20 protein-coding genes are annotated in these 26,411 nt (G+C 65.4%); 13 read left to right on the top strand and 7 right to left on the bottom strand.

The window, feature by feature from the left end:
* Positions 1 to 259: 259 nt before the first annotated feature.
* From mpl to ACNKU3_RS17660, 5 genes are all read left to right on the top strand, one after another.
* Positions 260 to 1,630 carry a UDP-N-acetylmuramate:L-alanyl-gamma-D-glutamyl-meso-diaminopimelate ligase gene (gene mpl / locus ACNKU3_RS17680; protein WP_418260881.1) on the top strand — a complete coding sequence of 457 codons (1,371 nt, stop codon included), beginning with the start codon at positions 260 to 262 and terminating at the stop codon, positions 1,628 to 1,630.
* Positions 1,627 to 4,227 carry an efflux RND transporter permease subunit gene (locus ACNKU3_RS17675; RefSeq protein ID WP_418260880.1) on the top strand — a complete coding sequence of 867 codons (2,601 nt, stop codon included), beginning with the start codon at positions 1,627 to 1,629 and terminating at the stop codon, positions 4,225 to 4,227. Before mpl ends, ACNKU3_RS17675 begins: the two co-directional genes overlap by 4 nt.
* A 1-nt stretch (position 4,228) precedes the next feature.
* Positions 4,229 to 4,501 carry a YkgJ family cysteine cluster protein gene (locus ACNKU3_RS17670; protein WP_418260879.1) on the top strand — a complete coding sequence of 91 codons (273 nt, stop codon included), beginning with the start codon at positions 4,229 to 4,231 and terminating at the stop codon, positions 4,499 to 4,501.
* Positions 4,498 to 5,094: an LON peptidase substrate-binding domain-containing protein gene (locus ACNKU3_RS17665; RefSeq protein WP_418260878.1), complete on the top strand. Its 597-nt coding sequence runs from the start codon at positions 4,498 to 4,500 to the stop codon at positions 5,092 to 5,094. Before ACNKU3_RS17670 ends, ACNKU3_RS17665 begins: the two co-directional genes overlap by 4 nt.
* Positions 5,095 to 5,260: 166 nt before the next feature.
* A complete protein-coding gene (locus ACNKU3_RS17660; protein ID WP_418260877.1) occupies positions 5,261 to 5,659 on the top strand; it encodes a hypothetical protein in 399 nt (132 codons plus the stop codon).
* 19 nt (positions 5,660 to 5,678) lie between these two features.
* Here ACNKU3_RS17660 and ACNKU3_RS17655 read toward each other — a convergent pair whose 3' ends face one another.
* From ACNKU3_RS17655 to ACNKU3_RS17635, 5 genes are read right to left on the bottom strand one after another with little or no spacing between them, the layout of a single operon-like run.
* Positions 5,679 to 6,107 (bottom strand): chemotaxis protein CheW, encoded by a 429-nt coding sequence (locus ACNKU3_RS17655; protein ID WP_418260876.1) that lies wholly within the window; start codon positions 6,105 to 6,107, stop codon positions 5,679 to 5,681.
* A 10-nt stretch (positions 6,108 to 6,117) separates the two neighbouring features.
* Positions 6,118 to 11,727 carry a response regulator gene (locus tag ACNKU3_RS17650; protein WP_418260875.1) on the bottom strand — a complete coding sequence of 1,870 codons (5,610 nt, stop codon included), beginning with the start codon at positions 11,725 to 11,727 and terminating at the stop codon, positions 6,118 to 6,120.
* 60 nt (positions 11,728 to 11,787) lie between these two features.
* Positions 11,788 to 13,929 (bottom strand): methyl-accepting chemotaxis protein, encoded by a 2,142-nt coding sequence (locus ACNKU3_RS17645; RefSeq protein ID WP_418260874.1) that lies wholly within the window; start codon positions 13,927 to 13,929, stop codon positions 11,788 to 11,790.
* Positions 13,930 to 13,944: 15 nt separating this feature from the next.
* Complete coding sequence (locus ACNKU3_RS17640; RefSeq protein ID WP_418260873.1) at positions 13,945 to 14,484, bottom strand: chemotaxis protein CheW; 540 nt, start codon at positions 14,482 to 14,484, stop codon at positions 13,945 to 13,947.
* Entirely contained in the window at positions 14,484 to 14,888 is a 405-nt protein-coding gene (locus ACNKU3_RS17635; protein WP_418260872.1) for a response regulator, read from the bottom strand. Before ACNKU3_RS17635 ends, ACNKU3_RS17640 begins: the two co-directional genes overlap by 1 nt.
* Positions 14,889 to 15,215: 327 nt before the next feature.
* Here ACNKU3_RS17635 and ACNKU3_RS17630 point away from each other — a divergent pair, with 327 nt between their 5' ends.
* Positions 15,216 to 16,448 carry a TonB family protein gene (locus ACNKU3_RS17630; protein WP_418260871.1) on the top strand — a complete coding sequence of 411 codons (1,233 nt, stop codon included), beginning with the start codon at positions 15,216 to 15,218 and terminating at the stop codon, positions 16,446 to 16,448.
* Positions 16,449 to 16,723: 275 nt separating this feature from the next.
* On the opposite strand, the gene rnt is transcribed toward ACNKU3_RS17630, so the two are convergent.
* Positions 16,724 to 17,359, bottom strand: a complete 636-nt coding sequence (gene rnt / locus ACNKU3_RS17625; RefSeq protein WP_418260870.1) for a ribonuclease T — start codon at positions 17,357 to 17,359, stop codon at positions 16,724 to 16,726.
* A gap of 10 nt (positions 17,360 to 17,369) precedes the next feature.
* Positions 17,370 to 18,407, bottom strand: a complete 1,038-nt coding sequence (gene pyrC / locus ACNKU3_RS17620) for a dihydroorotase (RefSeq protein ID WP_418260869.1) — start codon at positions 18,405 to 18,407, stop codon at positions 17,370 to 17,372.
* Positions 18,408 to 18,939: 532 nt separating this feature from the next.
* On the opposite strand from pyrC, the gene ACNKU3_RS17615 reads away from it, so the two are divergent.
* The 7 genes from ACNKU3_RS17615 (at position 18,940) to ACNKU3_RS17585 (ending at position 26,410) form a co-directional block, all read left to right on the top strand.
* Complete coding sequence (locus ACNKU3_RS17615) at positions 18,940 to 20,160, top strand: argininosuccinate synthase (protein ID WP_418260868.1); 1,221 nt, start codon at positions 18,940 to 18,942, stop codon at positions 20,158 to 20,160.
* Between the two features lie 90 nt (positions 20,161 to 20,250).
* Positions 20,251 to 21,135, top strand: coding sequence for a mitochondrial fission ELM1 family protein (locus tag ACNKU3_RS17610; RefSeq protein WP_418260867.1), 885 nt, complete (start codon positions 20,251 to 20,253; stop codon positions 21,133 to 21,135).
* The gene (locus ACNKU3_RS17605; RefSeq protein WP_418260866.1) at positions 21,135 to 22,268 is read left to right on the top strand and encodes a glycosyltransferase family 4 protein; all 1,134 of its coding nucleotides are present in this window, start codon (positions 21,135 to 21,137) and stop codon (positions 22,266 to 22,268) included. The genes ACNKU3_RS17610 and ACNKU3_RS17605 overlap by 1 nt, the downstream gene beginning before the upstream one ends.
* A gap of 17 nt (positions 22,269 to 22,285) precedes the next feature.
* A complete protein-coding gene (locus ACNKU3_RS17600; protein ID WP_418260865.1) occupies positions 22,286 to 23,305 on the top strand; it encodes a glycosyltransferase family protein in 1,020 nt (339 codons plus the stop codon).
* Positions 23,302 to 24,351: a glycosyltransferase gene (locus ACNKU3_RS17595; protein ID WP_418260864.1), complete on the top strand. Its 1,050-nt coding sequence runs from the start codon at positions 23,302 to 23,304 to the stop codon at positions 24,349 to 24,351. The genes ACNKU3_RS17600 and ACNKU3_RS17595 overlap by 4 nt, the downstream gene beginning before the upstream one ends.
* A gap of 18 nt (positions 24,352 to 24,369) precedes the next feature.
* Positions 24,370 to 25,077, top strand: coding sequence for a YrbL family protein (locus tag ACNKU3_RS17590; RefSeq protein ID WP_418260863.1), 708 nt, complete (start codon positions 24,370 to 24,372; stop codon positions 25,075 to 25,077).
* Entirely contained in the window at positions 25,067 to 26,410 is a 1,344-nt protein-coding gene (locus ACNKU3_RS17585; RefSeq protein WP_418260862.1) for an O-antigen ligase family protein, read from the top strand. Before ACNKU3_RS17590 ends, ACNKU3_RS17585 begins: the two co-directional genes overlap by 11 nt.
* The last annotated feature ends 1 nt before the right edge of the window (position 26,411 follow it).

Below are 26,411 nucleotides of genomic sequence, written 5' to 3'. Positions count from 1 at the left end.
AATCATGGGGGCGATCAAATTTCGTCAGCCCTGATTGGGTGGCCAGCGCTTTCCGATGCAGAAATTTTGTGGCTCCGGGCCGGGCTACAGCGCTCCCCCCCCAACTGTGCGGTCGAAGTGTAAAAACCAGCACGATACAATGCGGCTTCCGTCTCCGGACAACTGTGAAACTACCAATCCCTGCAAAGTACACCGCCAACGCCTGTGGCCTCCCGAATACGCGTGCTAACATGTGCCGCCACTGAATGGAGACAGCTGTTTGAAAGGCCACATACATATCCTGGGAATCTGCGGGACCTTCATGGGGGGAATCGCCCTGCTGGCCAGGGAACAGGGCTACACCGTCTCCGGCTCCGATGCCAACGTCTACCCGCCCATGAGCACCCAGCTCGAGGCCGCCGGCATTACCCTGCAGGAAGGCTACGCGCCCGAGCACCTGCAGCCCGCCCCCGACTGCGTGGTGGTGGGCAACGCCATGACCCGCGGCAACCCGGCCGTCGAATACATGCTCGATGCCGGGCTCCGCTATACCTCGGGTCCCCAGTGGCTGGCCGAGAACGTGCTGCAGGACAAGTGGGTGCTGGCGGTTTCCGGCACCCACGGCAAGACCACCAGCAGCAGCCTGCTGGCCTGGATACTGGATTACGCCGGCATGGCCCCGGGCTTCCTGATCGGCGGCGTGCCCGGTAACTTCGGCATCTCCGCCCGCCGCGGCGACACCGACTTCTTCGTGGTCGAGGCGGACGAGTACGACACCGCCTTCTTCGACAAGCGTTCCAAGTTCGTGCACTACCGGCCGCGGACCCTGGTGATCAACAACCTCGAGTTCGACCACGCCGATATCTTTCCCGACCTCGCCGCCATCCAGCGCCAGTTCCACCACCTGGTGCGCACGGTGCCCGGCGCGGGCATGATCGTGCACCCGGCCGGCCACGACGCCATCGCCGCGACCCTGGCGCAGGGCTGCTGGACGCCGCGCACCACCACTGCCATCGATGGCGAGGCCGACTGGCGCGCGCAGCTGCTGGCCGCCGATGCCTCGTCCTTCGAACTGGTCGCGCCGGCCGGCGCGCGCGCGCAGGTGAGCTGGCGTTACTGCGGTCGCCACAATCTCGAGAATGCCCTGGTCGCCGCGGCCGCGGCGCACCATGTCGGCGTGCCGCTGGCGGTCAGCGCCGAGGCCATGGCCCTTTTCGAGGGAGTGAAGCGGCGACTCGAACTGCTGGGCACGGTGGCGGGCATCGAGGTCTACGACGACTTCGCCCACCATCCCACGGCGATAGCGACCACCCTGGAGGGCATGCGCGCCCGCGGTGGCGAGGGACGCCTGATCGCCCTGATCGAACCGCGCTCCAACACCATGCGCATGGGCGAGCACCGGGCGCGGCTGGCATCGTCCACCGCGGCTGCGGATCGCGTTTTCTGGTACCAGCCGGAAGGCCTCGACTGGTCGCTGAAACAGGTGATCGACACTAGCCCGGTACCGGCGGACCTGCTCCGCGATATCGACGCCCTGGTCGACGCGGTAAGCGCGGAAGCCCGCAGCGGCGACCGGGTAGTGGTGATGAGCAATGGTGGCTTTGGTGGTATCCACGGCAAGTTGCTGGCGGCACTGGAGCAACGTGCATGAACGACCATATTTTCAGCGGCTACCAGTGGCTGGTGCTGCGCCACCCGAAAACCTGGCTGGTGCTGGTGGCGCTGCTGGTCATTGCCGCGCTGACCCAGGTGCCGAAAATCCGCATCGACGCCTCTGCGGATTCCCTGATGTTGCAGGGCGACCCGGCGCTCAAGCTGTTCCGCGAGGCCAGCGAGCGCTACGCCACCGAGGAGTTCCTGGTCATCACCTGGCAGCCGCCGGGCGAATTGCTGGGCGACGCATCCCTGCAGGGGCTGGACAGCCTGGCGGGTGAATTGCGCGCGCTGCCGGGGGTGTCCTCGGTGGTTACCGTACTCGACGTACCGCTGCTGGAAAGCCCGCCGGTCAGCCTGCGCGACGTCACTTCCGGGGACCCACTGCCGAGCCTCAGGGATCCCGGTGTCGACCGAAGCCTGGCCCTGAAGGAATTCACCACCAGCCCCATCTATGCCGACCTGCTGGTGAGCCGCGATGGCTCGGTCACCGCGGTGCAGGTTAACCTGCTGCGCGACCACAGCGCCGATGCGCTGTTGCAGCGGCGCACGGAATTGCGCGACCTGCGCGACGCCCACACCCTGCCGGCCGAGGGCTGGACCGAACTGCACGACGTCGAACAGCGCTACAAGCAGCGTTCCGGCGAAATCCTCCAGGCCCACAGCGAACTGGTGGAAAAGGTGCGCGCCGTGGTCGCGGGCCACGCAAGCCAGGCCCGCCTGTTCGTCGGCGGGGTGCCGATGATCGCGGCGGATATGGTCAGCTTCGTCCGCAGCGACCTGGTGACTTTCGGCAGCGCCATCCTGGTCATCATGGTGCTGGTCCTGGCGGTGATTTTCCGCCGGGTGCGCTGGGTGGCGATTCCGATCATTACCTGCGGCGCCACCGTGGTTCTTATGCTCGGCCTGCTGGCCGCCCTCGATTGGCGGATGACGGTGATTTCCTCGAATTTCGTCGCGGTGCTGCTGATTATCACCCTCGCCGTGTGTATTCACCTGATCGTCCGTTACCGCGAATTGCACGCGGCGGAGCCGGATTCGGCGCTGTTCTCGCGGGTGTCCGAGGCCATGCGCCTGATGGCGGTGCCCTGTATATACACCGCGCTGACCACGGTGGTGGCCTTCGTTTCACTGGTGGTGTCCGGCATCCAGCCGGTGATCGATTTCGGCTGGATGATGACCGTGGGTATCGCGGTGGGGCTGGTTCTGTCCTTCATCCTGGTGCCCTGCCTGATCCTGGTCTGGTCGATCGACCGGGCCCGCCGTCACGCCGGTTCCGACCCGACGGTTACCGCCGCCTTTGGCCGGATAGCCGACCGCCATGGCAGGGCCATCGTGGTGGCCTCGCTGCTGTTGCTGGTCCTGGTGGGTGTCGGGGTCAGCCGCCTGCAGGTGGAAAACCGCTTTATCGACTACTTCCACGAGTCGACGGAAATCTACCAGGGCATGGAATTGCTGGACGCGGCGCTCGGCGGCACCATACCGCTGGATATCCTGATTACCGCGCCGGAGGAGGGCGCGCCGCTGCCCGGCCTGGCGCCGGAAACCGGGCCCGGCGCAGCGCAACCGGTGGCCGAGGACGACCCCTTTGCCGAGGACGCCGACGATTTCGCCGCGGCGGCTCCCGCTGCCAGCGGCGCTGGCTGGGACGACGAGTTCGCCGATGACGCTGCGGACTTCTCCGCACCCGCCGCGGAAAACTTCCAGCCCAGTTACTGGTTCAGCCTGCAGGGCATGCGTGAAATCGACACGGTACACGACTATGTCGACTCCCTGGCGGAAACCGGCAAGGTCCTTTCACTCTCCACGACCTTCGCGGTGGTGAAGCGCCTGCTGGGCAACGATATCGGTAGCGTCGAGCTGGCCCTCGTGCAGAAAAGCCTGCCCGGCGACGTAAAGCATATGCTGGTCGAGCCGTATTTTTCCCCCGACAGCGAAGAGGCGCGGATCAGCGTGCGGGTAATGGAGACCAGCCGCTCCCTGCGCCGGGACCAGTTCCTGAAGCAGTTGCACCACTACCTGGTGGAGGGAATTGGCATTGCGCCGGAGCGTCTCAACCTCACCGGTATGCTGGTGCTTTACAACGACGTGCTGCAGAGCCTGTTCCGCTCGCAGATACTCACCCTCGGGGCGGTATTCATCGCCATCCTGTTGATGTTCCTGCTGCTGTTCCGCTCGCTCACCCTGGCGCTGATCGCCCTCGCCCCCAACCTGCTGGCGGCCGGCCTGGTGCTGGGGGTGATGGGCCTGGTGGGCATTCCGCTGGATATCATGACCATCACCATCGCCGCGATCGTCGTCGGCATCGGCGTGGACGACTGCATCCACTACGTGCACCGCTATATGCGGGAGTTCCCCGTGGACAACGACTACCGCGCCGCGCTGCACCGCTGCCACAGCAGTATCGGCCGGGCGATGTACTACACGACACTCACGGTGATCATCGGCTTCTCCACGCTGACCCTGTCCAACTTCACGCCGAGCATCTACTTCGGCCTGCTCACCGTGCTGGCGATGATCGTGGCGGTACTGGGCGCGCTGCTGCTGCTGCCCGTGCTGATCGTCCTGTGCAAGCCGCTGGGCCCGGGGCGCTGACATGGACTGTCGCCGGCACTGCGGGGCCTGCTGTATCGCCCCCTCGATAACCCGCCCCTACTACGGCATGCCGGCGGGCAAGGCCGCCGGCGAGCGCTGTGTGCACCTCGACGCATCCCTGCGCTGCGCGCTGTTCGGCGACCCGCGGCGCCCGCAGGCCTGTGCGGATTTCCAGCCGGAGCCGGCGTTTTGCGGCAGCCGGCGCGGCGAGGCGCTGCGCCTGCTGACCGAGATGGAGTTTGCCACCGCACCGGTGCCGGGGAGACCGGTGTGACGCGCCTTCCCCTGTTCCCGCTTGGCGCGGTGTTGATGCCCGGCGGGCACCAGCCACTGCGGATTTTCGAGCAGCGTTACCTCACCCTGGTGCGCGATTCCATGCGCGAGGGTCAGCCCTTTGGCGTGGTGTGGATTCGCCGGGGCAGCGAGGTCGCCGAGCGCGGCCGCGCGGCGCCGGAGCTGGGCGACTGGGGCACGCTCGCGCGCATCGTGGACTGGGACCAGTTACCTGACGGCCTGCTCGGGGTGACTATCGAAGGCGGTGAACGTTTCGACCTGTTTGCCACGGAAGTCCAGCCCGACGGCCTGTTGATCGGCGAGATCGCGCTGCGCCCGGCGCCCCCGCCGGCGCAGATGCAGCCGCGCTGGCAGCCGCTGGTCGACCTGCTGCGCAACCTGCAGACCCATCCGCATCTTGAGAGCATGAACCTGTCGGTGGATTACGGCGACCCCTGGCAGGTCGCCTGGACCCTCGCCCAGGTGCTGCCGCTGGGTGAGCACATCAAGTACCAGTTGCTCGGCGCCGACGACATCGAGCAGGTAATGGGGGAGCTGGACCGGTTGCTCAACCAGATAAGCGGCCAGGATTGACCCGTTTGGCCGGAAAAGTTGCAGAAACCTGCAGAAATCCGCCGCGAGGCCCTTGACCTGGGCCGGTCGCCGGGTAATTTAGGTAGCCTGTTGAAAAACCGCGCATAAAACTGAAAAACGCCGCGGTCGTTTAGGCGAGTGGACGAGCTACCAGAGAAGGTCCGTCATGAACAACATACTCATGGAAGATAGTGAATACCGGTCCGTTGCAAGTGGTGGGGAACGCAGTGGACACAAGGAAAGCAATTTCCCACTGGAACCGGTTCCAGCGAAAAGCCCCTATCGCAAGTACCTGGTGCTGGTGGCCCTGCACATGGCCAATTCGGACAACCCGGATATCCTGTGCGAGGCAACCGATTGCAGCGAACGCACCCTGCATTACGTGAAGAATCGCCTGCGCGACCACGATGGCGTGGTGTTCAACCACGACCGCGGGGCGAGGCGCTATTTCGTCATGGAGACCGGCGTGCTCGACCTGCCCAAGGTGGTCGACTGGGTTCGCAGGCTCTATCCCAACCGTTTCGCCTATATCCAGCAACTCGGGGAGCAGGCCGACGGCGCCTAGCGCTTACCGGCCGTTCGCCTCAGGCGAACAGTAACTCCGGCAGGTCGGGTATCAGGTAGGTCTGCTCACCGATCATTGCCGCCGCGGTGAAATTGCCTTCCTCCGGCGTTTCCACGGGCTGCATATCCGCCGCATTCAACTGGCGGTGTGCGGCGAGCCCGCAAAAGGCCAGTGCCCGGAACTGTTCGGGGCCGCCCTCGCGGCCGCGGAAGATTCCTACGGTGACCAGGTTTTCCCGCGGCTGTGGCGCCAGCCCGCAGAATTCTTCCAGTGATTGCACCGGCAGTTCGTGCCCCCGCCATTGCAGGCAGCCGAGGCCCTCTTCGCCGGCGCTTCCCCCGCTGTACTGTTGCACTTCAGCCAGTGCCAGCAGTGGTACCGCCACCTGCCGGCCATCGGCCAGCGGCAGGGTGGCGATATCGAGGATAGTGTTGTCGTCGGTGTTCATTGCGAATTCCTCAGCTTACCAGTGCTTCAGGCACCTGGAGCAGGTAGCGGTTGATCATGGCCTGCATGCCCTCGGCGCTGTTGTTGCCCTTGGCCATGAAGTCCGTGGCGCCGACCCGATCGGCTTCCGAGCGGTGCTTGTCGGCGTCGCGCGAGGACACCACCACCGTCGGGATGTGGGCGAAATCGGGTACCCGGCGCAGGTTGGCGATAAAGTCGAAACCGTTCATCTTAGGCATTTCCAGGTCGGTGAAGATGAAGTCGGGGGCGCGCGGTGCCTGGGACAGGTAGTCGAGGGCGTCCTCGCCATCCACCGCGGTCACCACGTTGTAGCCGATGCTGCCGAGACGCTTCTCGTAGGTGCGGCGCATCATCACCGAGTCGTCGACACACAGGACCAGCAGTTTCTCGTCCTGTTTCGAGTTGTTGCCGCCGGCCAGGTTGTCCGCGTAGTCGACCTGCGCGATGAATTCGTTGAGGTCGAGCGCGAGCACGGGCTGGCCATCGGATTTCACCGCGCCGCCGGCGACCCCCGGTACCCCGGTAAACTGGGCGCCGAGGCTGCGGATTACCAGGTCTTCCGCGGTGTCCAGGGCATCGGCGAAGAAGGCGACGCGCCGCCGGCCGAGCTGGGCAAACAGCGCCGGTGAAAAATCGGGCAGTGTTTCCACGGTCGGCGGGGGCATCGTGCCGCGCACTGTACCGAGGTAGCGCACCTCGTAGTCCTGGCCGCGGAATTGCAGGCGCGACTCCGGGTTGTCGAGTAGCGCCAGTACCTTGTCGCGGCGGTAGTATTCGGAACCGCGCAGCGAGGTCAGCGGAATCGCGATCTGTTCCTCGCCCAGGGTGGCGAGCAGCGCTTCGTTGACCATGATGCTGGCCGGGACGCGGATCTCGAACTGGGTATAGAACCCCGGCTTGGACTGGATCTCGATGGTGCCGCCGGACTGGGTGATTGACTGGTGCACCACGTCCATCCCCACGCCGCGACCGGAGACGTCGGTCACCTGCTGGGCGGTCGAGAGGCCGGAGTGGAATACCAGCCGCAGCGCCTCTTCATCGCTGATGTCGTCATTGCCGGCAAGGATACCGAGGTCCAGTGCCTTCCTGCGCAACCTGTCCGGATCGATGCCGTTGCCATCGTCGAGCAGGCGGATGACGAATTCGGAGCCGCGGCGGGTGATCGACAGCTGTACCTTGCCGGTGTCGCGCTTGCCCTGGGCCTTGCGCTCCTCCGGGCTGGCGATGCCGTGGTCGATGGAGTTGCGCAGCATGTGTTCCAGCGCGGTGCGGATCTGTTCGAAGACCGTGACATCGAGGCCGCCGTCGCCGCAGTTGAAATCGAATTCCACCTGTTTGCCGAGCTGCCGGCTGACCTGGTGCACCAGGCGGCGGAAGCCCGGGCCGAGGCGCGAGAAGCTGACCAGGCGCATCTGCCGCAGGTCGCTCTGGCTGGATTGCAGCAGGCGGCTGGTGCTCTGCACCTCGCGGATCGCGCTGTCGAGGTGCAGGCCCATCTCGCGGGATTCTTCCTGCAGGTCGAATGCCGCCTCGCGCAGGATGGCCGCCATGGCCTGTTTCTCGGTGATGCGGTCCATTTCCAGCGGGTCGAAGTGCTGGTCCTCGGACATGATTTCGGTCTTGGCCTGGATCTCGGTGTCCAGTTGCAGCGAGAGTTGGTCGACCAGGGCCTGGATGCGGCGGGCCAGGGCGTTGATTTCGCCGCGGTCCTGGGAGGCGCGGTCGAGGGCCTGGCGGCAGCGCACGTTGCCCATGCTGACTTCGAGGCCCATGTCGAGCAGGTGGTCGACCCGGGTGGTCTCGATGCGCAGGGTGGACAGCCGCTTGTCGCCTTCCGCGTGATCGCCGTCGCTCGCTGCGGCCCGCTCGCCACCGGCGCCTTCAAGGTCGCCGGCCGCGGCTTCCTCGGCCAGAGCGGTTTCATCGTAGTCGGCCCGGTTGCGGGTGACGAACTGTGCCGCTTCGTTGAATTCCGCGACCAGCGCATCGATGCTGTGCTGGATCGCCTTTTCGTCCTTCTTCTCGGCGTATTCGAGGTCCGCGATGCGGCTTTCGAAATCGTGTACCAGCGCGCCGAACTGGCGCAGGCCGATGGAGTTGGCGGCACCTTTCACCGTGTGCAGGGTGTTCTTGAGATCGCGCAGGGCGTTGGTTTCACCCATGGCCATGGCCACCATGGCGGCATCGGTGGATTCGGTATATTCCACCAGGGTCTCGATAAACAGGTCGAGCAGTTCGTCGTCGATCTCCTCGACCACGTATTCGTGGCTGTCCACGTCCTGGGTACTGTGGCGCAGGGCGACGACGTTGTCCGGCAGCGGAGCTACCTGCTCTTCCCGGGGTTCCTGTTCGAGCGGCGTTACTTCGGCCAGTGACAGGGCGGCCTGCAGCAGGCGCAGCGCGCAGTTGTGCAGGTGCTCCAGGGCCGGGTTGTCCTCGATGGTGCCGAGGTAGGTCTCCAGCGACTCCAGGCTCTCTGCCGAGAGGCTGATCCGGTCCATGACGCCATCGGCCCGTTCTTCCAGCCCGTAGACCGAACCGCTGGCGAGGTGCTGCATGCCGGTGAGTTCGAGGAAATAGCCGGCATTGTCGACGCCGATCTCGACCAGCTGTTTGTCGCGCAGTTCCAGCATCGCCGGAATGGCGGCCGCGGCGACCATTTCCGCATGCTCGATCTCTTCCCGGCGCGGTGCCGGCTGGTGTGCGGCCAGCGTGCGGTGAATGGCGGTGAGCAGGGTGAGGCTGTCTGCGCTGCTCCACAGCTCCACGCTGTAGTCGAAGGATTCCTCCGCAGGTACTTCGGGTTCGGCGCCAGCAGAGGCATCAACCTCGGTCTCGGCCTCTCTGTCTGCGTCTGCGGCAATTTCCACTGCGTTTTCGCCGGCAATCACCTCGAGGATTATTTCCTCGCTGTCGCTCTCGACGAACTCGATCGACTCGACTGCTTCGCCGGTTTCCTCGCTCACCGCATTATCGGCTGCCACTGCGGCGGTGCCAGCCACGCTGACGGTCATGCTGTCACTGAGCTGCCTGTCCTCGATTGCCCGGGCGATGGTCGCGGGAATCGCAAAGTCCTCGCCCAGCAGGGGGACGCAGCCACCGATCAGTCCGGCGTAATAGGGCAGGCGGCGGCTCACCGCCAGCACCAGCTCCGCCAGCTCTGCGCTGCCCTGCAACAAACCGTCGCGCAGGTTGTTGAAGATACGCTCCAGGTCGTACATGAAGTCGCCAAAGGCACCGAGGTCAATGGTGCGCGCGCTGCCCTTGAGGGTGTGGAATACCACCCGGATGTCCTTGATCGCCCCGGCGTTGAGGGGATCGGCATGCAGCTGTTCGGCCGACTCGTTGAGTTTGCCAAGGTATTCGCCGAACTCCTCGACAAAACATTCGAGCAGTTCGCGATCGATTTCGTGTTCCGGACCCTCCGGCAGCGGCTCGGCGGGACGCGTGACGTCCATTGCGCTCCAGCTGGCCAGGGCGTCGCGCCAGGGCAGGTCGCCGCCGGTGGCCGCCACGGGAGCCTCGCTGGCACCGGGGGCTGCCTCCGTCTGCGCCGCAGTCTCTCCATCACTGAGTATGCCTTCCTCGGTCACGGTGAAGGATTCCGCATCATCCGCAGTAAGCGGGGCGGCGTCGCTGGCAGGCCCGGTGGTGGTCGTTTGCAGTTCCACAGGCGCATGCTCATGCAGCTGCGGGCGTTTTTCCGCGGGCTTTTCGCCAAATTCCACCACGTTGCCTTCGGGGCGGTTGCGGTTGGTACGCTGGGACAGGTAGGAAACCAGCCTGGCCGCGCGCGATTCGGCGCGCTGCAAATGTTGTTCCGGGTTGCTCCAGGGATCTTCGCTGCGACACTCGAGGTACTGCTCCAGCGCGGCAATGACCTGGGTGAAACACTGGAGGGATTCGTCCGGCACGATGCCGCCGAGGGCAATCGAGCCGTTAATGAAACCGGTGCACTTGCGCAGGATATCCCGCTCGCGCTGTTTCTCCCCCATCATGCTGAGTACCGAGATCACCTGCTCGAGGTGATTGGCGGCAACCGCGATATGGTTGCCCTCGTTCAGTTGCCCGAGCAGGCCGTGGGCCACGGCCAGGGCGCTCTCCGGGTCCGGATAGCCGGTGTGTTCCCACTGGTCGATGGACTGCATCAGGTCCACGGTGGCAATCAGGCGGGCCGCGCGGTAGATCGGGCGCAGGCTGCCGGGGCCGGGCTGGATGGCGATGGCCCCCGCTTCGATCATGGCTTCCAGGCCCTGCCGTGCGAGTTCGCGGTTCAGCCCGCTTTTCATCTCCTGCAGGCAGCTGGATACCTGGCGGGTAATGGCGCTCTCCAGGTCCAGGGTCGCGGCGTTGCCTACTGCGGAGAGGCCGTGCTTGAGCTTGAATTCGATTTCGTCGCGAATTGCGCTGAGGGCACCGCCGAAGTCCACCAGTTCTGCCGGTGGTGTGGGCTTGTCGCGCTGGGCGAATACGGACAGGGTCTTGTACTGCAGGTTGACGTTGGAGGCCAGTTCACCGAGGCCGATTACGTGCAACTGCATACCCACCTGCAGCAGGTTGGGAACGATTTTCTCCGCCAGGACGGTATTGCTGGCACAGATCTTTTCCTGCGGCGAGGAGAGGAAACTCATGATGGATTTGAGCTGCTCCAGGGTCTGGCCGAGTGCGTCCAGCAGGTCGTCCTCCTGGATCATGCGGCCTTCCGCGACCTGGATATAGTGATCGACGTTGTCGATGCCGAAGGTATCGAGCAGGTCCTGGGCCTCGGCGGAGCGCTGTTCAGCCCGGCCGATGTAGTAGAGCATGTGCTTGAGGTGGTTCTGCGGCGCCACTGCCTGCAGGGCGGCAAATCCCCGGGTTTCCAGGTCCGCAAAAAACTCCTCGAAGAAACTGAACACCGCGGCAATCGCTTCGTCCACCTGCAGGCCCTTGTCGGCCATATCCGCGGCCAGCAGGCCGAAAGCACGGCAGCAGGGTTCCATGTAGCTGCCAGCGAGCACTCCGGTGGCGCGATCGGCGAGGTAGCGCATCTGCTGGAGACCGCCGCGGCTGCCTTTCAGGGCGGCCTTCGCGTGGTTCTGCCAGAGGTCCCTGGCCTGCGTGGCGAACTGGCAGAGGTTGTCGTCCGTGGTGACCGCAACCTTGCTCACACCCAGCCCCTCGGTCAGGGGCGGGTCGAAGAACAGCGACTCCGGCAGGATGGGGCGCTGGCTGGCCTTGCGCAGGTCGTTGACCACGTTGGCAATGCTGGCCGGGGTGACTTCGCGCTTGGAGCGCACGGTGGCCAGGTAGGCCGGCAATGCCTCGATCGCGGCAACCAGTTCGGTCATTGCGGCCTTGCGGGCGTCGCCGCTGATCACGCCGTCATGTAACAGCTGCAGGACTTTCTCAACTTCCTCGGACAGCATGGCTGCCGGTTCGAGGGAGCACAGCCGCAGGGCCCCGGTCGCGGAGTGGATGAATCGGCCGGCATCGCGCAGATGCTGGTTTTCCTCCGGCTCGCGCTGGTAGTGGTGCAGGCTGCGACGCGCTGCATCCATCTCCCCCCGCAGGTTTTTCTCCACCCAACCCAGGGCGACGAAGTCAACAAATTGTGTCATGGCTGTTATCCGGTAGCTTCGGTCTGCGTGCGCTTATACTTCCGGCCCAGGGGGCGAGCTTCAGCTCGCCTTCTGGGTCAGGTCCTGGCTGAAGTCCTGGTTGCCGCCCGCCCTGGCCTGGGAGACCTTGACGTCCACCGGGGGTACCACGGTGGGGCGCTGGGCCGCGCGCGGTTCCGCGCCGTCATCGGACAGCTTGAAGCGCTGGGTGTCTTCGCGCAGGCGGTCGAACAGGCTGCGCAGGTCGTTGGTGGCGGATTCCATCCGGTCCGCGGCGCGCTGGGTTTGCAGGGTTTTGCTCAGGATGTCGCTTACCGACTCGGTTACGTGGGAAGACGAGTTGCTGGACTGCTGGATCTGGTCGCGCATGTCCGCCATGTAGTTCCGCGCATTCTCGCTGAGGGAGAGAATGTGGCCGAAGCGCTCGCGTACGTCGGCGGCGATGCTGGACAGTTTCACCAGCGACTGGGTGGCGCCTTCCATGTTGCGGTTGGATTCCGCCATCCGGTTGGATACCGAGCGAATCGCGCGGTCCGCTTCCTGTACAATTTCGTTGGTCTGGTTGGCCAGTTTACCGGTCTCGTCGGCAATACCCGCGAAACGCTGGCCGCCTTCACCGGTTTGCGACGCTGCCTCGATACGGGTGTTCATCGCCAGGGTGGAAATCGCGTTCGCAACCTCGCGGATACGGAACAGCAGGTCGGCCACGATTTCGATATCGTCACCCAGGCGCTTGGAGGTTTTCGCCACGGTCTGCTGCGACTCGCGGATTTCCTCAACCGACACCATCAGGGTTTCAATGCCGACGTCACCTTCGCGGGCCGCCGATACCGCCTCGTTGGAGGCTTTCTCGGTGGTTTCCGCCAGTTCGGACATGTGGCTGTTGATTTCGCGCAGTTCTACCGAGGTCGACGCGGTGTCGGCCACGATGCTACCCACTTCCTCCAGGCTGCCTTTTACGTCGCTGGCTGCCTTGGAAGATTCGTCTACCGCCGCGCGAACCTGTTCGGATGAACTGTTCACGGATTTCACCACCGAGCGCATCCAGTCGAGCAACTGGTTGACCGCGATGGCAATCGGCGCGGTGATACCCTGGGTTTCGGACAGGTCGCGGGACAGGTTGCCCTCCGCCAGCGGCTGGATCTCGCGTACCTTCTGCTGTACCTCGTTTTCCATGGCGTGCGCCTGTTGCTGCGCCTGGCGCTCCTGGGCGCGGGTGCCGTTGAAGCGGAAGCCGATGACCGCCAGCAGCAGCAGGGAAATCACGCCGAGGATGGTGGCCAGGGTGCCGGAGAAGGTGCGGCTGCCGGCCAGCTGGTCCACGTGGACCATGGCATTGCCGGTCGCCACGCTCAGGTTGGGCGCGGTGTCGGCGATATCGTCAGATGCCTGTGCCGCACGGACAATTTCCTGGTGGGCGTCATAGATGTCGTTGACCGAGCCGCTGACCTGGGCGTAGAGGCTCTCGGCCAGGTCAAGGGTTTCCAGTGCTGCGGCGCTCTGCAGGCGGTCGATGCCGCGGCCGCGGTCACCGTTGCGCATGCCTTCCATGTTGCGCTGGAAGAGCAGGGCGTCCTGCTTGAATTCCTCGGCCGCGGCGGTGGCGTCTTCGCCACCGGCGAGGATGCGGTCGATGTTGCGGCCGATCCGCTCAATCAGCCAGAGCTGTTGCTGGGCGGCCAGCAGGGTTTCGCTGGAGACGTTGGCGCCGCCGAGGATGTCCACCATGTCGGCGAAGTAGGCCTGGATCGTCTTGATGTTGGCGTTCAGGTTCTGCGATACGTCGCGGACGAACAGAATGCGCTTCTGCGCCTTGAGAATGGCGTCGACGTCGGCGGCGACCGTATTCCACTGTTTCTCGATGCTGGAAACATAGGGCTGCATGGAATCGCCGGCGGCGGGAACTTCCTCGTTGCCGTCGCGCAGGACGGCCAGTTCCGTGGGGAAGGCCTTGCGCGACGTCGTCAACTTGGTAAACGCGGCGGGATTACCGGAAAAGGCCTCGCGGGATTCGAGGTTGATGTCCTGGGCGATCACCCGCAGGTCGGACGCGGTGTTGCGATAGACTTCATCGTGCCCGGAGCTCAGGGACATCTGCCACATGTTCACGCCGAGCGCCGCCACCGCGGTAACCAGGCCGATACCCGACAGCATCAGTACAGAATCGACGCGTCCCCGTTGTTTCATTATCGTTGCTTTCATTGGACTACTCCTGCCCTAGCTGGATGTGATGACGCCGGCTTGCGCGAAATCGGCGTTTGTTAAAAGTCGGTTGGTGTCGAACAGGGCATAGTCCCCGTCCTCGGTGGCGAACACGCCGCGGACAAATGCGCTGAGTTCCTGTGCCACGTTCCTGTCGGTCCGCAGTTCCTCGGAAGAGAGGCGGATGCCGCCGAAGCATTCATCGATCAGCAGGCCGGTGTGGATACCGCGGCCATTGACGATCAGCGCCTGGCGCCCCTGGGATTTCCGGTTGCCGCCGGAGAGATAGGAGGAGAGGTCCGAGATCGCCACGACGCGGCCCCCGATGTTGGCAATGCCCCTGACCCAGGGCTTCACGCCGGGTACCGGGATGGTTTCCGGGACGTCGACGATGCGGCGGGTTTCATCCGCGCTGATCACACAGCGGGTGCCGAGGATGCTCACGGCGGCGCCGTGCCAGTCCTTGATTTTCTGCTGGGTCGCGGGGACCGGGGCGGCCTCCTCGCGGATCAGCTGGCTCATGTCCAGCAGCTGCTGGAAAGCGTCGCAGCTCATTACACGGCCACCCGGATAGAGAGGAATTCCTGCAGGACCTGCTTCAGTGCGGTCATGTCCAGCGGCTTTTCCAGGTAGGCGGAGCAGCCGCGGTCCTTGGATTTGCCCATGGTGAATACGTCGTCGTGGGAACTGAGCATCACCACTGGAACTTCGGCATATTCGCCGCGACTGGCGCGGATCAGCGTCAGGGTCTTGAAGCCGTCCAGCGGCTCCATGGTGATGTCGAGGAGAATGAGGTCGGGTTTGACGTCTTCCAGCTTGGTCACCGCGTCCCAGCCGTTCTCCGCGGTGGCGACTTCACAGCCGCACTGCTCCAGCATTTTTGTCGCCTTCAGCCGAATGATCTTGTCGTCGTCGACAAGCAGCACACGGCGTTTCGTGCTGTTCTGATCTTGAGGCATGGCTCTTATCTCTCCTTTCTTCCCCGCTTGCCCTGGGCAAAGCGCGAGGCTTTTGGCGTCATGACACGACAGAGTATTAGTGGGGTTTTTCCACTTGAAAACCACGAGGTGCTGTTTTTGTGATCAGGTTCCGCACTTTGCAGAATAGCTGCGGCGCAGTGCAAATTACTTGCCCGGATGGTTCGCGATCGCACTGCAACTTAGTTGCGCTGTTGGAAAAAAAAGCGAATTGAGTAGCATTTTGGGCGGAATCTGCTTGAGGACTGATTCCCCCTGTTGCACCTTTGCACCCATCCATGCATAAGAAGATATAAGACGGGACGAACCATGTACCTGCATAGAAAACGCCTGGCCTGCGCGTTGCTGGCCCTGTTGCTTCTGACCTGTCCCCGCCTGCTGGCTGCGCAGAACCTGCAGCTGGCCGGACTGGCGGTGTATACCGATACGGCCCGCGATATCTACATTGCCGGCCTGCTTACCCCGAGTGGCAATCCCCCGGGCGGTACCAGCCTGGCGCCGCCGGCAGCCATGCAATACCGCATCGCGACCCGGCGCATCAGTGACCGCGGCCTCTCCGGCACCATCCTGCTGCAGGCGGAAGTAGGAGCGGGACAGCGGGCATCCGAAGCGGTGATCGATGGCCTCGAAACCCTCAAGCAGCACCTCAAGGGCGCGCTGCAGAGCGGCGACCAGTTCGAGATCGCCCTGAGCGAAGCCGGCAATACGGTTTTCAGCCTGAACGACGTGGAACTGGTAACGCTGTCCGGCGCCGAGGTATTCAACTACCTGGTGCAGGGCTGGATCGGTGATTCCGCCTCCAGCCTGATGCGCGACAGCCTGTTGTCGGGCAAGCTGGATGACGGTGTCCAGTTGCGCTATGAATCCCTGATTCCGCTGGAGCAGCGTCGCCAGGCGATTGCGGCGTGGTCCGCGGGTGCCGCCGCTGCGCAACCCGCCGCCCAGGTGCCGGCGCAAGCCCCGGCCCAGCCCGCGCCGGAGCCCGAGGTTGTCGCGGCTGCGGAACCCGAGGCCGAAGAACCTGCGCCCGTGGCGCAAGCGGCGGAACCGGCCGTGGAGACTGTCGCCGCAGCTGCAGTGGTCGCCGAGGCTAGCGTGCCCGAGGCGGCGCCCGCGCTGGCGGCGGCTGAGCCGGAGCCGCAGGCCGAGCCCGAGGCGGAACTGGCGGCGGATACGCGCAGCGAGGAGGATGTCTGGGTGGATTCCCTCGATGACCGCGAATACCAGCAACAACTCAACCAGTACATCGCCAGCGTGATGACCCGGGTGTTCAAGTCCGTGAAGTATCCCAAGCGGGCGATCAAGCGCGAATGGCAGGGGCAGGTGGAAATCCTCGCCCAGGTCGACAGCAATGGCCGCTTGATGGATATCGCGCTCGAGGCCTCCTCGGGCCGCGACCTGCTCGACGAGGCCGCGCTGGACGCCGTGAAAGGCGCGTCACCGTTCCCGGAACTCACCCCGGTAGCCAAGGCGGAATTTCTTTCCGAGAAAGGCGCGAACAGCTATTACATGCTGATTCCGGTCAAGTTCCTGCTCAACTGATGCGGGCGGGGTCGCGCATGCGGTCCCAGACCGTCGACCGTCGACCGTCGACCGTCGACCGTCGAGTCTCGGGTCAGGCAGTCGCGACCCGGGCTCCCAGCGTAAAGCACCCCCAATGCTCGAAGGCGTTTTGACTCCCATTGGGGGTGCTTTACGCTGGAAGCCCTCGGCACAGGGAGCGTCCGGATTCGAAACCGCATTTCCGGACAGCACACGGCCTGCGCTTGCGGGTTCAGTGCGCGGTATCAGGAGTGCACGGTATCCCGATCAGGAGTCTAACCGAAATCCGGCATCCAGCCGCCGGATTCCCGCCAGCGATTGACGATCTCACAGAACAGTTCGGCCGTGCGCTCGGCGTCGTAGGCCGCGGAGTGGGCCTCGCTGTTGTCGAAATCGATACCCGCCTCGGCGCAGGCCTTGGCCAGCACCGTCTGGCCATAGGCCAGGCCCGAGAGCGTCGCGGTATCGAAGAAGGTGAAGGGGTGGAAGGGGTTGCGCTTGATGTCGCAGCGCTCCACCGCCGCGTTGATGAAACCGGCGTCGAAGTGCGCGTTGTGCGCCACCATGATCGCCCGGGTGCAATCCTGCTCGCGGATTTCCTTGCGCACCGCCCGGAACAGTTCCGCCAGGACCTCGGCCTCGTCCACCGCGTCCCGGAAGGGGTGCCAGGGATCGATGCCGGTGAAATCCAGCGCGGATTTCTCGATATTGGCGCCCTCGAAGGGTTTGACGTGAAAATCCAGGGTGCGGTGGACCGCCAGGACCCCGTCCTCGTCCATGCGCACAATGGTCGCCGCGACCTCCAGGATCGCATCGGTGCGGGCGTTGAAGCCGCCGGTCTCCAGGTCGATGACGATCGGCAGGAAACCGCGAAAGCGGTCACGGATTCTGTGGATGCTCTCTTCGCCCATGCGCCCGACCTCAGCCGACCACCTGCCAGGGCAGGTCCTGCCCGGCGTACAGCGGCGTCAGCGCGTCCTCGCCCAGCTGCAATTCAGCCGGCACCGGCCAGCTCTCCCGGCGCAGGGTAATGCTGTCGCCATTGCGCGGCAGGCGGTAGAAATCCGCGCCGTAATGGGAGGCGAAGCCCTCCAGTTTGTCCAGCGCGTTCTCGCCCTCGAACACCCCGGCGTAGAACTCGATCGCCGCGTGGCCGCTGTAGACCCCGGCACAGCCGCAGTCGGTTTCCTTGCGGTGGCGGGCGTGGGGCGCCGAGTCGGTGCCGAGGAAAAACTTGCTGTTCCCCGATACCGCCGCCCGGACCAGCGCCTGCTGGTGAATGTTGCGTTTGAGAATCGGCAGGCAGTAATAATGGGGACGCACCCCGCCAACCAGCATGTCATTGCGGTTGAACATCAGGTGGTGGGCGGTGATCGTCGCCGCCACCTGCGCCCCGCTGGTCTCGACGAAGGCCACCGCGTCCGCCGTGGTGATGTGCTCGAACACCACCCGCAGCCCGGGGAAGCGCCGGGTAATCGGCTCCAGGTGGCGGTCGATGAAGACTTTCTCCCGGTCGAAAATGTCGATTTCCGCATCGGTCACCTCACCGTGCACCAGCAGCGGCAGGTCGGCCTTCTCCATGGCCTCCAGTGTCGGGTAGAGCGCGTCCAGCTGCGCCACCCCGGCGTCCGAGTTGGTGGTCGCGCCCGCCGGGTAGAGTTTCACCGCGTGCACGAAATCGCAGTCCGCCGCCCGCTGGATCTCCGCCGCGTCGGTGCGGTCGGTCAGGTACAGGGTCATCAACGGCTCGAACTGCCGCGGCAGACCGGCCATCGCCGCCAGAATGCGCTCGCGGTAGGCCCCGGCCTCCGCCACGGTGGTCACCGGCGGGGTCAGGTTGGGCATGACGATGACCCGGCCGAAATAGCGCGCCATGTCGGCGCAGGTGAGCCCGAGGGCGGCGCCGTCGCGCAGGTGTACGTGCCAGTCGTCGGGGCGGGTAATGGTCAGTTCGGTCACGGGTGTTAAGTCCAGCAGGGAGTGGGTGCCATGCTACAGGATTTCCCGCTTTGGGTCAGTCCCGCCTGGTCCACGGGGGACCCAGTGTCTGTAGTTTGGCGTTGGCGCGGCTGGGACTTCGATAGTCGGCCTGAGTACGGCATGTGGCCCCCTGAAAACCGCAAAAGCGCCATCCATGGCAGCTCGGCTTCGGCCATCCATGGCCTCAGACGTTTTCCGGGGGCCACATGCCGTACTCAGTCCTCTTCACAGCCATACTGGTCATTTATTACCCTGATGCCGATTCGCTGGCACTCAAGCAGGAGTGGATGCCGGATTACCCCTCGACGGGGCGTCCGAGGACATGGATGTCCGAGGCCGAGCCTGCACATGGATGTGCGCTTTTTGGCGGTCCCGGCGAGGGGTAATCCGGTAGCCGCTCCGGGTTGCGAAGTCCCCTCCGGCTACTAAGTCCCAATAAACCACAAGTGAATTCCAAGCGGCACTACAGTAGAATACGCCCCCTTTTCAAAGCAAACCCACGGAGCAAGTCATGTCAGACGTGAACAAGGTCGTGCTCGCCTATTCCGGCGGCCTGGATACCTCGGTCATCGTACGCTGGTTGCAGGACACCTACGAGTGCGAGGTCGTCACCTTTACCGCCGATATCGGCCAGGGCGAGGAAGTCGAGCCCGCGCGCGCCAAGGCCGAGGCCATGGGCGTCAAGGAAATCTACATCGACGACCTGCGCGAGGAATTCGTGCGCGACTTCGTGTTCCCCATGTTCCGCGCCAACACCATCTACGAGGGCGAGTACCTCCTCGGCACCTCCATCGCCCGCCCGCTGATCGCCAAGCGGCTGATCGAGATCGCCAACGAGACCGGTGCCGACGCCATCTCCCACGGCGCCACCGGCAAGGGCAACGACCAGGTGCGCTTCGAGCTGGGCGCCTACGCGCTGAAGCCCGGTATCCGGGTGATCGCGCCCTGGCGCGAGTGGGACCTCACTTCCCGTGAGACCCTGATGAACTACTGCCGCGAGCGCAACATCCCGGTGGACTTCGCCAAGGCGCAGAAGAAGTCGCCGTACTCCATGGACGCCAACCTGCTGCACATCTCCTATGAGGGCGACCTGCTGGAAGACCCCTGGGCCGAGGCCGAGGAAGACATGTGGCGCTGGAGCGTCAGCCCGGAAGCCGCCCCGGACAGCCCGACCTACGTCGAGCTGACCTATGAAAAAGGCGATATCGTCGCCATCGACGGCGAGCGCATGAGCCCGGCGACGGTGCTGGAAACCCTCAACAAGCTGGGCGGCGCCAACGGCGTCGGCCGCCTCGACATCGTCGAGAACCGCTACGTCGGCATGAAGTCCCGCGGCTGCTACGAGACCCCCGGCGGCACCATCATGCTGCGCGCCCACCGGGCCATCGAGTCGATCACCCTGGACCGCGAAGTGGCCCACCTGAAGGACGACCTGATGCCGCGCTACGCGCAGATGATCTACAACGGCTACTGGTGGAGCCCGGAGCGCAAGATGCTGCAGACCGCCATCGACGACTCGCAGCAGGTGGTGAACGGCGTGGTGCGCGTGAAGCTCTACAAGGGCAACGTCATCGTGGTCGGCCGCAAGTCCGACGACAGCCTGTTCGACGCCAGCATCGCCACCTTCGAGGATGACGCCGGCGCCTACAACCAGCAGGATGCGGCGGGCTTTATCAAGCTCAACGCCCTGCGCATGCGGATCGCCGCGGGCAAGGGGCGTTCGCCGCTGTAAGCCCTGGTTGCCCCAGCGCGCCCCCCCGCGAACCGCATGCGTGCAGGAAACGGGGGGCGCGCAGGGGCGATGATCCGGAGACGAGAGACTGTGCGGCCCCTGAACCTCTGTTGCGTCACCGACGGCAAACCCGGACACCGCACGCAGCTGGCGGGGCTGGCGCAGGCCCTTGGCGAATTGCAGCCGGTAGTGACCAGCTGGCTGGATGTCAGCGCGGACGTGCCCGGGCCGGTGCCCCTGCCGGACCTGATCCTCGCCGCCGGCCATCGTACCCACTGGGCCGGGCTGCGCCTGAAGTGGTCCAGCAAGGCGAAGTTGGTGGTACTGATGAAACCCAGCCTGCCGCGTTTCCTGTTCGACCTGTGCGTGATCCCGGAACACGACAGTGTCGCGCCCTCGTCGCGGGTGCTGACGACCCGGGGCATGCTCAACGATATCCGTCCCGGCGCTGGCGCCGATCCGCAGTCCGGGCTGTTGTTGCTTGGCGGCCCCTCCAAGCACCACGGCTGGAGTGACAGCGCCATCCTTGAGCAGGTCGGGCAACTGCGCGCGCTGCTGCCCGCTGTGCGCTGGCAGGTGACCACTTCCCGACGGACGCCGGACTCCCTCGACAGCCAATTGGCACAGTTGGCCTCGGCGGATTTCGCTTTTACGCCGTTTGCACAGACCGACCGCGACTGGCTGCGCCGGCAGATGGCTGCATGCGGGGTGATCTGGATTACCGAGGACAGCGCCTCGATGGTCTACGAGGCAATGACCGCGGGCGCCCGGGTGGGCGTGCTGGCGGTGCCGCGGCTCGGCGAGTCCCGGGTCAGCCGGGGCCTGGATGCCCTGCTACAGGAAGGCGCGGTGACTGACCTCGAAGGACTCCAGGCAGCGGGTGACATGCCCGTCGGCGCCGGGACTCTCGATGAAGCCGGGCGTGTGGCACAATACCTCACGCAATGGATGAGTGGGGCCCGGCGCCACCAATAATGAGAGTCCTACAGGTTCTGCCCAATCTCGAGAGCGGCGGTGTCGAGCGCGGTACGCTGGACCTCGCCCGCGAGCTGGTGTGCCGCGGCCACGACTCGCTGGTGATGTCCAACGGCGGGCGGCTGGTGGCGCAGCTGGAAGCCGAGGGCAGCCGGCATGTCGCCTACCCGGTGCACCGCAAGTCGCTGGCCTCCCTGTTCAAGGTGCCCGGACTGCGCAGGCGGCTCGACGAACTGGCCCCCGACATTATTCATGTCCGCTCGCGCATCCCGGCGTGGATGACCTGGCTGGCCGTCGGCCGGCGTCCGCGGGCGCAGCGGCCGGCGCTGGTCTCGACGTTCCACGGCCTCTACTCGGTCAGCCGCTACAGCGAGATCATGGGCTGCGGCGACCGGGTGATCGCGATTTCGGACAATGTGCGCGATTACATCGAAGAAAATTACCCGCGTATCGACCCCGCGCGCATCACCCGCATCCATCGCGGTGTGGACACCGGCCAGTTTCCTGCCGGCTTCGTTCCCGACGCCGCGTGGCGCGACGCCTTTTTCTCACAGCACCCGCGATTACAGGGCGTGCCGCTTCTACTGATGCCCGGACGCCTCACCCGCTGGAAAGGGCAGCTGGAATTCCTGCAGCTGATGGCCCTGCTGCGGGCCGCGGGGGTGCATTGCCACGGTGTGATCGTCGGCGAGGGCGATCCCGGCAAGGAGAGCTACCGCGAGGAACTGGAGCGCCGCGTGCACACTCTGGGCCTCGACGCCGACATTACCTTCCTCGGCCACCGCGCCGATATGGCCGAGCTGTATGCCGTATCCACCCTGGTGTGTAACCTTTCCCGGCACGCCGAGCCCTTCGGCCGCACGGTGATCGAAGCCCTCGCCGTGGGCCGTCCGGTGCTGGCCTGGGACGAGGGCGGGCCGGCGGAATCCCTGCGCGCCTGTTTTCCCCAGGGGCTGGTGCCGAAGGACGACCTGCAGCGGCTGGCGGACACCGCACGGCGTTTCCTGGCGGCGCCGCCCGCCGTAAACCTGGACGCGGGCTTCACCCTGCAGGCGCAAGTGGAGGCGACGCTCGGGGTCTACCAGTCGCTGCTCGACCAACGGGCCGGGCCGCTGGCGGCACAGCGGACATAGGAGCGAAAGCAATCAACATGCGAATCCTGCACGTAGCCCACCAGCAATTGCGCAAGTACGGCCAGACCCGGGTCAGCTGGGCGCAGAAGCTGTATTTCGGGCTGGTGAAAAACGACTACTTTGTGCGCGGTTTCTCCGACCGCGACGTGGCGGCTTTCGAGGCGCCCTTCGGTATCCGCGACCTGGGTGTAAAAGCTTCCAACCGGCGCCTGCTGGAAACCGTCGAGGCCTTTGCCCCGCAACTGGTGATCGTCGGCCACTGCGACATCATCCGCAACGAAACCCTCGAGGCCATGCGCGGGATCGTCCCCGGCCTGGTGATTGCCGGGGCCAACAACGACCCGCTGTTCGTGCCGGAGAACGCCGCCAAGATCGCGCACCGCTGCGAGGTGGTGGACGCCATGTTCGTCTCCACCGGCGCGCGCGAACTGGCGCGCTTTGCCGGCAAGCGCGCGCGGCTGTGGCACATGCCCAACCCGGTGGACCCGGCCATCGAGAGCGCGGACGCCTCGCTGCGCTCCGACCAGGGCCACGACCTGATCTTTTGCAGCAAGTCCGAGGATTACACCGAGCGCGGCAAGACCGTGCGTTACCTGAAGGATAACCTTGGCGCGGACATCAATTTCTACACCCCGGGCAGCTTCGGCACGCCCGGTGTCTGGGGCCGCGACTACGACGAGGCGCTGGCCGACAGCAAGATGGGCCTCAACCTGAATCGCCAGGAGGGACTGCACTGGTATTCCTCGGCGCGCATGGCGCAGATGGTCGGCAACGGCCTGTTGACGTTCACCCACGCCAGCGGCGATTTCGCCAGCCTGATGCCCGCCGAGAGCATGGTCTATTTCAACAGCCCGGAAGAGCTGCTGGGCCAGGTGCGACAGTTCGCCGCGGACGACGCCATGCGCCGCGAGTGGGCCGCGCGGGGGCGGGCGTTTTTCCACGCTGAGATCAACAGCCGGCTCTACGCCCGCTATATCGTCGAGGCCAGCCTGCAATTGCCCTTCAGCCACGACTACGCCTGGTGCCGCGACGCATGAGCAGTGATATCCGGGTAGCGCAGGTGATGGCCGGCGCCGAGCACGGCGGCGCCGAGAGTTTCTACACCCGGCTGGTGGCCGGTTTCGAGCAGGTGGCCGGTATCGACCAGGTGGCCTTCACCCGCGATTACCCGGCGCGCAGTGCCCAGCTGCGCGCGGCGGGGGTGGACCTGCGCAGCTTCCGCTTCGGCGGCCGCCTCGATGTGCTCGACCACTGGCGCTACCGCCGCGCCTTGCAAGCCTCCGCCCCGGATGTGGTGCTCACCTGGATGAACCGCGCCTCGATCCTCACCCCGCGCGGGGATTACCGGCTTGCCTGCCGCCTCGGGCATTACTACGACCTCAAGTACTACCGCCACGCGGATTTCTGGATCGGCAACACCCAGGGCATCTGCGATCACCTGGTGCGCGGCGGCATGCCCGCGGCGCGGGTGCAGTGCATCCCCAATTTTGTCGACGAAACGCTGCGCGCGCCGGTGCCGCGCAGCGAACTCGGTGTGGCCGAGGGCGTGCCGCTGCTGCTGGCCGCCGGCCGCCTGCACCGCAACAAGGGCTTCGACGTGCTGCTCGACGCGCTGGCGCAGGTACCGGACGCGGTGCTCTGCCTCGCCGGCGTCGGCCCCGAGGACGCCGCGCTGCGCGAGCAGGCCGGGGCGCTCGGCATCGGCGAGCGGGTGCGCTTTCTCGGCTGGCGCGACGATGTCGGCGCGCTGATGCACAGCGCGGACCTGTTTGTCTGTTCCTCCCGCCATGAGGGCCTGGGCAATATCATCCTCGAGGCCTGGTTCCGGCAGTGCCCGGTGGTGGCGACCCGCTCCCAGGGGCCGGAGGAATTGATTGACGACGGCCAGAGCGGCCTGCTGACGCCCATCGACGACGCGCCCGCGCTGGCCGCCGCGATCCGGCAGTCGCTGGCCGACCCGGCAGCGGCCCGGACCATGGCCGGGTCCGGCGCGCGCTGTTACCGCGAGCAGTTTGCGGAATCGGTGATCCTGGCGCGCTACGCCGAGCTGTTCCGCAAGCTGGCGGCAGAGCGCCGGGGTTGAAAAACGGGTGAATAAAAGGTGATTGAGCAGGTGAGTGCGAAGGTGATGCTGGGCGGCGAAGCGGCGGCCTTCAGCCGCGGCGGCAACCGCCTGTGCTTTGTCGATCCGCGCGACAGCGGGCGTTGCATCAAGGTGCTGCGCCCCGACCGCAGCCCCGCGATCAAGCGCGGCGAGAGCGGTTTTCCGAAAAACCTCAAGCCGCTGTCCAGTTTTGACGACAACCGCGAGGAAGCCGGGGTCTACGCGGCGATCCAGCGCTCGGTGGGCGAAGCCGCCTTCAGCATGATTCCCCGGCTGCACGGCTGGGTGGAAACCGAGTTCGGCGCGGGGCTCTGCCAGGACCTGGTGCGCGACGACGACGGGCTCATCGCGGTCACCCTGAAGCAATACCTGTGGCAGCGCGGCAGGGACGCCGCCCTCGAGCGCGTGCTGGCGGAATTCGGCGCCGCCTGGAGCGCCGCGGGCATGCCCTCGCGCAAGCTGCTGTCCCACAACCTCGTGGTGCAGTGTGCCGGCGGCAATCCGCTGCGCCTGTGGGTCATCGACGGCCTCGGCTGGCCGGACCTGCTGCCGCTGGCCAGCTACTGCCGCGGCCTGGCCCGGCGCAAGGCGCGCCGCCGCATCACGGCGCTCGAGGACACCATTCGCGAGCAACTGGACAAGCGCGACACGCCCGAGGACTTCGGCTATCACGGCTGGCTGGAGGAGGAACAGCGTGCGCGATGAGGCCACCCGCCTGCCCACGTGGTTTTTCCGCTCTGGACAGCTGTTACTGCTCGCCTACACCCTGACCCGGCTGTTCACCGACAAACCGGCGGACTACGCCGGCCAGCTGATGGTACTGATGGCGGCCGTGGCTATCGCCTGGTTCCGCCATCCCCTGCGCTACACCTTTGTCACCCGGCTGTTTTTCCTGGCGGTTCTGACCCAGCTGGTGAGCTGGGTGATGTGCCTGTGGCTGTCGCCGGAGATTGCCGAAAGCTCCCCCAAGGTCGAGCGCCTCGCCGCCTGGTTCTTTCTCATTCCGGTGGCGATGTTCGCGCCCGCCAGCCCGCGCGGGGTGTTTGGCCTCTGGGGCTGCGGCCTCGCCGTGCTGCTGCTGGCGCCGTGGCTCTGCGGTGAGGGTTGGCAGGAAATCCGCAACGGCCTGCGTGGCAGCCGCATCGAATTCGGCCTGGTCAATTCCCAGCACACCGGCATGCTGTTCGGGGTGGCGGTGCTGGGATTGGCCGCCTTCCTGCCGCGCTACTGGCGCTTTTCCGCCAGCGCCGGCAGGCGCTGGACGCGCCCGCTGTACCTGCTGGCGCTGCTGGTGACGGCGCTGTTCGTGATCATCGCCCAGACCCGGGCCATCTGGGTGGCGCTGCTGCTGGCGCTGCTCCTCACCAGCCTCCTGTTCGCCTGTGTCATCGGCACCCAGCGCCGGCGCAGCTACCTGGCGCGTCTGCTGGCGCTGGGCTGGCGCACCCGGCTGGGGCTGGCGGCCGCCCTCCTGGTGTTGCTGGTGCTAGGCAGCGGTATCGTCGCCCAGCGGGTCGGTGACCTGTCGGCCCTGCAGCCCGACGTACAGCTGCAGAATGCGGACTCGACGGAGACCGAAAGTATCCGGGTGCGGTTGTACACCTGGCGCGAGGCCGTCGACTGGATCGTCCAGCGGCCGCTGTTTGGCTGGGGCGGCAATGGCCGCGGCGAGGTGGTGCGGGCGACGCCCGGCTTGAGCAAGGCGGAGCACGAGCGCTTCCGCCACCTGCACAACAGCTACCTCGGGACCCTGGTCAACTTTGGCCTGGCTGGCCTGGCGATATTCGTCGCCTTGCTCGCATATGTCACCCGCTGCGTGCGCGAGGCCCGTCGCAGCGGCGCCCTCGACGGGGATTTTTTCTGGTTCTGGCTGGCCTTCGGGTGCTACTGGCTGGTGGTAAATATGTTTGAATCTTACATGTACTACCAGACGGGTATTTACGTTTTCAGCCTGGTCGCCGGCGGCCAGCTCGCGCTCACCCTGCGCGGGTCGCCTGGCGCGTATACTGCAGGACCCGCGAACCGGACGCAGGAATAGG

The sequence above is a fragment of the Haliea sp. E17 genome (genome assembly GCF_048323675.1).
Lineage (GTDB): Bacteria > Pseudomonadota > Gammaproteobacteria > Pseudomonadales > Halieaceae > Mangrovimicrobium.
Note: the sequence above shows the minus strand (reverse complement) of the source record. Positions and strands in the feature narration are given on the sequence as shown.